Here is a 5,320-nt window from a genome sequence, read left to right on the forward strand (position 1 = left end):
CGGCGAGCCCGGCGTGGTGCTGGTCACCTCCGGCCCCGGCGCCACCAACGCCGTCACCGGCATCGCCACCGCCTACATGGATTCGATTCCGATGGTGGTGATCACCGGCCAGGTGGCCACGCACCTGATCGGCAACGACGCCTTCCAGGAAGCCGACACGGTTGGCATCACCCGCCCGTGCGTGAAGCACAACTTCCTGGTCAAAGACGTGGCCGATCTGGCGCTCACGCTGCGCAAGGCCTTTCACATCGCCACCACCGGCCGCCCCGGCCCGGTGGTGGTGGACGTGCCCAAGGACGTGACCGCCGCCCGGACCCGCTACGTCTACCCGGCGCAGGTGGAAATGCGCTCCTACAACCCGGTGCTCAAGGGGCACCCGGGGCAGATTCGCAAGGCCGCCCAGCTACTGGTCAAGGCCAAACGGCCGGTGATCTACAGCGGCGGCGGCGTGATCCTGGGCAAAGGCTCGGCGCAGCTCACGCAGCTCACGCGCCGGCTCGGCTTTCCCATCACCAACACGCTGATGGGCCTTGGCGCCTACCCGGCCGACGATCCGCAGTTCCTGGGCATGCTCGGCATGCACGGCACCATCGAGGCCAACATGGCCATGCACGAGTGCGACGTGCTGCTGGCCGTGGGCGCGCGCTTCGACGACCGCGTCACCGGCGACCTGGCCAGTTTCTGCCCCTACGCGCGCATCATCCATATCGACATCGACCCCGCGTCGATCGCCAAGAACGTCAAAGTGGAGGTGCCGATCGTCGGCACCGTGGTGTCGGTGCTCGAGGACCTGATGGCCGCGCTCGACGAGCTCGACCAGCAGCCGGATGGCGAGTCGCTGAAGGCCTGGTGGGCGCGTATCGACGCCTGGCGGGCGCAGCAGTGCCTCGCCTACGACACCAGCGGCGAGCTGATCAAGCCACAGGCGGTGATCGAAACCCTGCACCGCCTGACCGGCGGCGATGCCTATGTCGCGTCGGACGTCGGCCAGCACCAGATGTGGACGGCGCAGTTCTACAAGTTCAACCAGCCGAACCGCTGGATCAATTCGGGGGGGCTCGGCACCATGGGCTTCGGTCTGCCGGCGGCGCTCGGCGTCAAGCTCGCGCACCGCGACGCCGATGTGGTGTGCGTGACCGGCGATGCGAGCATCCAGATGTGCATCCAGGAACTGTCGACGGCCAAGCAGTACGACCTGCCGATCAAGATCGTCAACCTCAACAACCGCTACCTGGGCATGGTGCGCCAGTGGCAGGAATTTCAGTACAAGAGCCGCTACTCGCACTCATACATGGATGCCCTGCCGGATTTCGTGAAGCTGGCCGAAGCCTATGGCCACGTCGGCATGCGCATCGAGCGGCCGGGCGACGTGGAAGGGGCACTGCGCGAGGCGCTGGCCATGAAGGACCGGCTGGTGTTCCTCGACTTCCAGACCGACCCCGCCGAGAACGTCTACCCCATGGTCGAGGCCGGCAAGGGCCAGCACGAGATGCGCCTGTCGCCGCTGCAACAAGCGCTGCGCGACCGGGAGCTGGCGTGATGCGGCACATCCTGTCCCTGCTGCTCGAAAACGAGCCGGGCGCGCTGTCGCGCGTGGCCGGCCTGATCTCGGCCCGCGGCTACAACATCGAGTCGCTCAGCGTCGCCCCCACCGACGATCCCACGCTGTCACGCATGACGCTGGTGACCAGCGGCGACGAGGCGATCATCGAGCAGATCACCAAGCAGCTGAACAAGCTGATCGACGTGGTCAAGCTGATGGACGTCACCGAGGGCGCCCACATCGAACGCGAGCTGCTGCTGGTGAAGGTGAAAGCCGCCACCGCCGCCGCGCGGGACGAGATCACCCGCTTGACGGCCGCCTTTCGCGGCCAGGTGGTCGACATCACCCGCAGCAGCTGTGTGGTGGAGCTGACCGGCAAGAGCGACAAGCTGGCCGCCTTCATCGCCGCGCTTGATCCGGCCAGCATCATCGAACTGGTGCGCAGCGGCCCGTCGGCCATTTCGCGCGGCGCCAAGGCGCTGCGTTCCTGATCCCCCATCCCATCCGGTAAGCAGCATGAACATCTTCTACGACAAAGACGCCGACCTGTCGCTCATCCAGGGCAAAAAGGTCGCCATCCTCGGCTACGGCTCGCAGGGCCACGCCCACGCGCTGAACCTGAAGGAATCCGGCGTCGACGTGTGCGTCGGCCTGCGCGAGGGCTCGACCTCGGTGGCCAAGGCCAAAAACGCCGGCCTTGCCGTGCTGGCGCCGGCCGATGCGGTCAAGGCGGCGGACCTGGTCATGGTGCTGGTGCCGGACGAGCACCAGGCGCAGCTGTACACCGACGTGATCGCCCCCAACCTCAAGCAGGGCGGCGCGCTGGCGTTTGCGCACGGCTTCAACATCCACTTCGGCGCCATCGAGCCGCGGGCGGATCTGGACGTGATCATGATCGCGCCCAAGGGCCCGGGGCACCTGGTGCGCTCCACCTACACCCAGGGTGGCGGCGTGCCGTGCCTGATCGCGGTGCACCAAAACACCTCCGGCCATGCCCGCGACGTGGCGCTGGCTTACGCGTCCGCCATCGGCGGCGGGCGCGCCGGCGTCATCGAGACCAACTTCCGCGAGGAAACCGAAACCGACCTGTTCGGGGAGCAGGCGGTGCTGTGCGGCGGTGCCTCGGCGCTGGTGATGGCCGGTTTCGAGACGCTGGTCGAAGCCGGCTACGCACCCGAGATGGCCTACTTCGAATGCCTGCATGAGCTGAAGCTGATCGTCGACCTCATGTACGAGGGCGGCATCGCCAACATGCGCTATTCGATCTCGAACACCGCCGAGTACGGCGACTTCACGCGCGGCCCGCGCGTGGTGACCGACGAGACCAAGGCCGAGATGCGGCGCATCCTGAGGGAAATCCAGACCGGTCAGTTCGCGCGCGAATTCATTGCCGAGAACCGCGCCGGCGCGCCGGTGCTCAAGGCCATGCGCCGGCTGGGTCAAGAGCACCCGATCGAGCAGGTGGGCAGCCGCCTGCGCGACATGATGCCGTGGATCAAGGCCAATCGGGTGGTCGATCGCTCGCGCAACTAGCGCTCGTGAATTTTTCATGCGCCGAGGTCGGCCAGGGATGGCCGGACGCGAATCGAGCCCGCAAGGGCGCGATTCGCGCAAGCCGGTCCGGGCGTATATCGGACCGGCGACGCAAGGCATGCGCAGCGCGCGCATGTCTTCACAAACCCTGAGCGGTCGATGCACGACGCCCCATCCCCTCCCCCGCCGGCGCGCCCCCGCCGGCGAGGCATCTATGTCCTGCCGAACCTGTTCACCACGCTCGGGCTGTTCGCCGGCTTCTATGCCATCGTCGCCGCCGGGCGCGGCCAGTTCGGCCCCGCCTGTGTGGCGGTGTTTGCCTCCATCATCACCGATGGCCTGGACGGCCGCGTGGCGCGCCTGACCGGCACCGAAACCGACTTCGGCGCTGAATACGACTCGCTATCCGACATGGTCGCCTTCGGCATCGCCCCGGCGCTGCTGGTGTACGACTGGGCGCTGCAAAACCTCGGCAAGGTCGGCTGGATGCTGGCCTTCGTCTACGCCGCCGCAGCCGCTTTGCGCCTGGCGCGCTTCAACACCCAGCCGCAGGTGTACGGCAAAAAATATTTTCAGGGCCTGCCGAGTCCGGCCGCCGCGGCACTGGTCACCAGCGCCGTGTGGGCCGGCCACACCTACGGCTTTCCCGCCTGGGCCGGCACGCCGCTGGCACTGCTGGTGGCCGTCTGCGGCGGCGGGCTGATGGTGAGCAACTTCCGCTACTACAGCTTCAAGGACGTGGACCTGCGCGGACGGATCCCGTTTTTCGCCGCGGTGCTGATCGCCATCGGCATCGCCATCGTGTTCACCGACCCGCCGCTGGTGCTGCTGGCCTTGTTCATGACTTACGCCGCATCGGGTCCGATTCTGACGCTGAATCGCCGCCGCCGCCTGCGCCAGAAGCGCCGCGCCTCGACCTGAGGCCGACCTGCGCCATCCCCGCGTCGGCACTGAGCAGTGCGAAATACCGGCGCACGCTTTCCACGTGGTACACCGGCTCCCAGCCGCCCCCGGCTTGCCGCAGCCGCGGCAACATCCGCCGCACCTCCGCCCAGCGATTCGGATTGCCGCCACCAGCCGCCACCGCCTGGCGCGCACGCTGCAGGTTGCCCGGCCCGACGTTGTACGCGGCCAAGGTGAGCCAAGTGCGATCCGGCTCCGGCACCCCCTCACCCACCAACGCCCGCAACTGCGCCAGGTAGCGGCTGCCTGCGCGAATCGACACGCCTGGATCGAAACGGTCCCCCCCACCCAAGTCGCGGGCGGTGCCAGCCGTGAGCATCATCAACCCGCCCGCCCCGCGCGGCGACTCGGCCCGCGGGTTCCAGCGCGATTCCTGATAACCGAGCGCCGCCAGCAGGCGCCAATCGATGCCATGCTCGGCGCCGGCGCGTCGGAAGTGCTGCTCGTAACGCGGCAGCTTGGTAGCCAGCGCCAGCCGGAAACCGTCCAGATCGACCACGTCGAACCGACGTCGCAGGCCCCGCTCCTGCTCGGCGAGCTGCGCCAGCAGTCCGTTCTTTCGCGCCCGCACGAAAAAACGATCGACCTGCCTGGCGAGCGAATCGTCGGCGGCGTTGCGCAGCAACCAGGCAATGGCGCCCGGCGGCCCGACCGCCGGCCCAAGCCGCAGACTCGGCAGCCGCTGGCGGGCCCGGATCACTTCGTCGCGCTGCGCCAACGTACACGGCAGCTCGCCCGCCGCCACCTGCTCGAGCAGCGCCACCGTGCCCACCGGCACGCTGGGCGCCAGCCCGATGCGCCGCATGCCGGCCCCCGCCAGCCACTGTACATAGCCATCAAGCGCCGAGACGCGCAGCCGGCGCAGCGCGGGCGTCGTGTTCGGGTCGGACGGCAAATCGGTCCCCTCGTTGCAAACCACGTGCGTTTGCGTGTCCGTGTAAGCCGGCGCGGCGCGCAGGTGGCCTGGCAGCGGCTGCGGCAATGGGCCGGACGGCACGGCGATGTCCACCTCGCCGCGAGTGAGCATGTCCAGCAGGACCGCCTGCGAGTCGGCCTCTACCAGGCTGACCGTCACGTCGAGCCGGTTGGCAAACTCGCGCAGCAGCGCGTGGTGCATGTCCTGAAAAGCGGCGTCATCGATGCCCGGGTCAACCGGCACCGCCACGCGCAAGGTTCCGGCAGCCAACACCCGCTCGAGCCGGCTCGGCTGCGGATAACGCTGCGCCAAATCCGGCCAATGCAGCAACACCGTCAGCAGAGCGACCACCAGACCGGCACCCC

5 protein-coding genes are annotated in these 5,320 nt (G+C 68.2%); 4 read left to right on the top strand and 1 reads right to left on the bottom strand.

Going from position 1 to position 5,320, the window contains the following annotated elements; translation table 11 throughout:
* From ilvB to pssA, 4 genes are all read left to right on the top strand, one after another.
* The coding region (gene ilvB / locus PHC73_RS11240; RefSeq protein WP_300128122.1) for a biosynthetic-type acetolactate synthase large subunit at positions 1 to 1,540 on the top strand (1,540 nt) is incomplete at its 5' end.
* Positions 1,540 to 2,034, top strand: coding sequence for an acetolactate synthase small subunit (gene ilvN, locus PHC73_RS11245; protein WP_300128125.1), 495 nt, complete (start codon positions 1,540 to 1,542; stop codon positions 2,032 to 2,034). The genes ilvB and ilvN, both read left to right, overlap by 1 nt.
* Before the next feature lie 25 nt (positions 2,035 to 2,059).
* Complete coding sequence (ilvC, locus tag PHC73_RS11250; protein WP_300128128.1) at positions 2,060 to 3,076, top strand: ketol-acid reductoisomerase; 1,017 nt, start codon at positions 2,060 to 2,062, stop codon at positions 3,074 to 3,076.
* A gap of 159 nt (positions 3,077 to 3,235) precedes the next feature.
* A complete protein-coding gene (pssA, locus tag PHC73_RS11255) occupies positions 3,236 to 3,997 on the top strand; it encodes a CDP-diacylglycerol--serine O-phosphatidyltransferase (RefSeq protein ID WP_300128131.1) in 762 nt (253 codons plus the stop codon).
* Here the strand turns inward: pssA and PHC73_RS11260 are convergent.
* The coding region (locus tag PHC73_RS11260) for a transglycosylase SLT domain-containing protein (protein WP_300128133.1) at positions 3,915 to 5,320 on the bottom strand (1,406 nt) is incomplete at its 5' end. The two genes, pssA and PHC73_RS11260, sit on opposite strands and share 83 nt — an antisense overlap.

This window comes from Immundisolibacter sp. (genome assembly GCF_028696615.1).
In the GTDB taxonomy this organism is placed as follows: Bacteria; Pseudomonadota; Gammaproteobacteria; order Immundisolibacterales; family Immundisolibacteraceae; genus Immundisolibacter.

What these genes read in the sequence shown, in the direction of transcription:
- ilvN (WP_300128125.1), top strand. Translation starts at nt 1,540, where the DNA reads ATGCGGCACATCCTGTCCCTGCTGCTCGAAAACGAGCCGGGCGCGCTG.
- pssA (WP_300128131.1), top strand. Translation starts at nt 3,236, where the DNA reads ATGCACGACGCCCCATCCCCTCCCCCGCCGGCGCGCCCCCGCCGGCGA.
- ilvC (WP_300128128.1), top strand. Translation starts at nt 2,060, where the DNA reads ATGAACATCTTCTACGACAAAGACGCCGACCTGTCGCTCATCCAGGGC.